We start from the raw sequence: 2,980 nt of genomic DNA on the forward strand, positions 1-2,980 counted from the left end.
CTCTTATCACTAGGGAGGGACTTAAGTCCCTCCCTAGTGATAAGAGTTTGACTTTGTTGCTGTTCTCAAATCGTATTCTGCGTGCCACACACCACGGGTTTCAACTGAACTTATTCAATAGCTTTCTTCACCTCGTTTAGTTTCAAAAGTGCTTCGATTGGTGACATCGCATTGATGTCAAGGTGTTTTAATAGCTTTTCTATTTTATCAAATTTAGGATTTGCTTCGCCTCCAAAAATATTCATTTGGAAATTCTGTTTAGGCATTTCCCGAATTGTCTGTCGGTGTTGTTCTTTTGAGCGATTTTTTTCTAGTTCAATCAAAATTTCACTCGCACGATACACCACTGGCTGTGGAATACCTGCCAACTGCGCCACATGAATACCAAAACTATGTTCTGAACCGCCTTCTTTTAGCTTCCGCATAAAAATCACCTTGCCGTTGATTTCCTTTACTGAAACATTGAAGTTTTTGATTCTTGGAAAATCATTCGCTAGTTCGTTCAATTCATGGTAATGGGTCGCAAAAAGTGTTTTAGGGCGATAGTTAGCATGATTATGCAAATGTTCGGCAATTGCCCATGCGATAGACACACCATCATAGGTACTAGTTCCCCTTCCAATCTCATCCATCAACACAAGACTTCTATCCGAAAGGTTATTCAAAATACTTGCCGTTTCAGTCATTTCTACCATGAAAGTCGATTCGCCTTTTGAAAGGTTATCGCTTGCTCCTACTCTGGTAAATACTTTATCGACCACCCCAATTTTAGCTTCACTAGCAGGCACAAAACAGCCAATTTGTGCCATTAACACAATCAGGGCTGTCTGACGCAACAGGGCAGATTTACCCGCCATATTTGGTCCTGTGATAATGATAATTTGTTGGCTCGAATCATCCAGAAACAAATCGTTAGGCACATAATTTTCTCCTAAAGGCAATTGCTGTTCAATAACTGGGTGGCGACCGTCTTTAATAACAAGTTCTTTACTATCAGACACTTGTGGTTTGGCATAATTATTTTTCTCCGCAATTTTTGCAAAATTGGTCAATACGTCCAATACCGCAATGATTTTAGCATTCTGTTGAATCTGATGCACATAATCATTGGCGACATTCACTAATTCATTAAAAATTCTAAACTCAATAACGGCAATTTTATCTTCTGCCCCCAGAATAGTCTCTTCATATTCCTTTAATTCAGGGGTAATATATCGTTCGGCATTCACTAAGGTTTGCTTACGAATCCAATCGTTCGGCACTTTATCTTTATGGGCATTGGTCACTTCCAGATAATATCCAAATACTTTATTGAAAGAAACCTTTAGTGACGAAATCCCAGTACGCTCTATTTCACGGTTTTGTAGCTGTAATAAAAAGTCTTTCCCCGTATGAGCAATCCCTAAAAGCCTGTCTAATTCTTCATCTACTCCAGCCTTAATCATACCCCCTTGGTTCGTCACAATCGGCAATGACTCATCACGCAACTCATTTTCAATTTTATCTAACAAAAACTGACAAGGATTCAACTGGTCGGCGTACTTCCGTAACATCGTTACATTGGCAGTCTGAGCCGATTTTGTTTTGTCTTCAGAATGAACTGAATTTATCAACAACTCTCTGATAGGTTCTATCCGTGACAAGGCTCTTTTTAACGTGGCGAGTTCACGCGGATTGATTCTACGAACAGCTACTTTGGAAATAAGGCGTTCTAAATCTCCAATAGGTTTTAGCTGTTGCTCAATAAACTCTCGTAAATCGGTATTTTCTTTGAAAAACGAAACCGTTTCTAAACGCTCTTGAATCAAAGATTTTTCTTTCAAAGGCAATACTAGCCATTTTCTGAGTAACCTTGCTCCCATTGGAGTCATGGTTTGATCAAGAATTTGAATCAAGGAGATACCCCCTTCTTGTTGAGCAGAGACCAATTCTAAATTGCGGATAGTAAACCTATCCAACCACACATATTTTTCTTCTTCCAGTCGATTGATTCTGGAAATATGACTTACCTCTTTGTGTTCTGTTTCTGCCAAATAGTGCATCACTACCCCCGCAGCAATGATACCTTCTGCCAAAGATTCTATCCCAAAACCTTTTAATGAATTGGTTTTGAAATGATTCGTTAGCAAGGGATAGGTAAAATCACGAGTAAACGCCCAATCATCAATGCCAAATGTATTGAACTTATCACCAAACAACGCTGTAAATTCTTGTCGATTCTTCTTACAAAAAAGCACCTCTGAAGGGCCAAAACTTTGCAAAAGTTTTTCGATATAAGCAGGACTTCCTTGTGAGCATAGAAATTCACCCGTAGAAATATCCAAGAAAGCAATCCCTATGATTTCCGAAGAAAAAGAGGAAAAACTAATAGCCGCTAAGTAGTTGTTTTGCTTGGTATCAAGTACATTATCGTTATACGAAACCCCAGGGGTAACCAGTTCGGTAACGCCTCTTTTTACAATGCCTTTGGCAGTAGCAGGGTCTTCTAGTTGGTCGCAAATAGCTACACGTTCACCCGCACGGACTAAACGTGGTAAATAAGTATCTAAGGAATGGTGGGGGAAACCAGCCAGATGGTCGTCGGCAGTACCGTTATTTCTACGCGTAAGCGTAATACCCAAAATCTTTGAAGCACGCACGGCGTCTTCCCCAAAAGTTTCGTAAAAATCACCTACTCTGAATAATAGTAATGCTCCGGGGTAACGCGCTTTTATTTGATTATACTGTTTGGCAAGGGGTGTTTCGTTCGCTTTTTTGATGGGTTTAGTTGTGTCGTCAGTATTTTTAGAAGGTCTTGCCATGTGATTATTAAAAAAATTCAATCTTTATTATTTGCTCAAAAAGTAGGCTGAACATCAATGATTGAAAATCAAATTAACTATTGAAAATGAATAATGTATATGTTTTTACAAAAATACAAACTTGCCGTTAAGACTTCTAAAAAGTGGGAAAAGAATTGAAGAATATTGAAAATATACGC

General features: G+C 38.8%; 1 protein-coding gene. It reads right to left on the reverse strand.

Annotated features, from left to right (window positions below; genetic code table 11):
• Positions 1 to 110: 110 nt before the first annotated feature.
• Positions 111 to 2,801 (reverse strand): DNA mismatch repair protein MutS, encoded by a 2,691-nt coding sequence (gene mutS / locus AC07XN_RS23945; RefSeq protein ID WP_494744882.1) that lies wholly within the window; start codon positions 2,799 to 2,801, stop codon positions 111 to 113.
• Positions 2,802 to 2,980 lie beyond the last annotated feature (179 nt).

This window comes from Arcicella sp. GW458-12-2-14-TSB2 (assembly GCF_059423785.1).

Bases quoted from the DNA above. Each gene is read 5' to 3' on its own strand.
- mutS (WP_494744882.1), bottom strand. From the start codon at position 2,801: ATGGCAAGACCTTCTAAAAATACTGACGACACAACTAAACCCATCAAA.